The following is a 744-nucleotide window of genomic DNA, read 5'->3' on the forward strand; positions in this document are numbered from 1 at the left end:
AATTCACGGGCGGCAAGGGCGGTTTCTATGCCCTCTGCAATGACAAGACGGCCATTTTCAGGAATCGGGAACAAGTGGACGGCTTGCCCCGATATGCTGCCTTTCTTACGGCTTCTCATTTTCTTTGCCGGTAATGTTTCGCCCGTTTCAGGGTCTTTGATTGCTAGTTTCTGATAGCGTGGGGCGTGTAGTCCGTCCTCTCCGCATGGCTTGTCATAGCTAGGCTGTAAATAGGTTAGGTGTAAGCCTTGTAGCTCTTCGTCCATATCGCGGATAGCGCAAACCATACAGGGGAAACGGCCAAGCAAAAGCGGCTTATCCGCGCCCGTTGTCCAATAGTCTTTTTCAGGTAGAAAACGGACGTTTTCGGGCAAATGCGCCATGTCCAAACCGCGTGATTTCAAATACTGGATAACAGGGGAATCGGGGCGGATAGGTTCTGTGCTTCTCCACAATTCGGCCAGTTTCTCGATTTGGTCTTTTTCGGGGCATGGTTGCGCTTGTGGGTGTTTGGGCGGTATCGGCAAAGGGTCTGCATTATCCATGCCTAAAACGCCTGAAACCTGCTTTAAGGCCGTCTGAAAATCACACCCGAAAAAGTGCATTACCAAGCCGAAACCATCGCCCGCGCCGTTGTTGTAATGGCTGCAAATGAATGTGCCGTTTCCGTCCTTGTCGTCATATCTGAAACGGTCTTTCCCTCCACACGCGGGGCAGGGCTGGTGTTTGTTTTTCAGGTATCGC

General features: G+C 51.5%; 2 pseudogenes. Both read right to left on the reverse strand.

Annotation, left to right across the window (positions count from 1 at the left end):
- A pseudogene (locus tag HMPREF2871_RS03270) lies at positions 1–545 on the reverse strand (DNA primase); the annotation flags it as partial.
- An 81-nt stretch (positions 546–626) separates the two neighbouring features.
- Positions 627–737: pseudogene (locus HMPREF2871_RS12060) on the reverse strand (primase-helicase zinc-binding domain-containing protein); the annotation flags it as partial.
- Between the last annotated feature and the right edge of the window lie 7 nt (positions 738–744).

The organism is Neisseria sp. HMSC067G12 (assembly GCF_001812725.1).
GTDB lineage: Bacteria > Pseudomonadota > Gammaproteobacteria > Burkholderiales > Neisseriaceae > Neisseria > Neisseria perflava.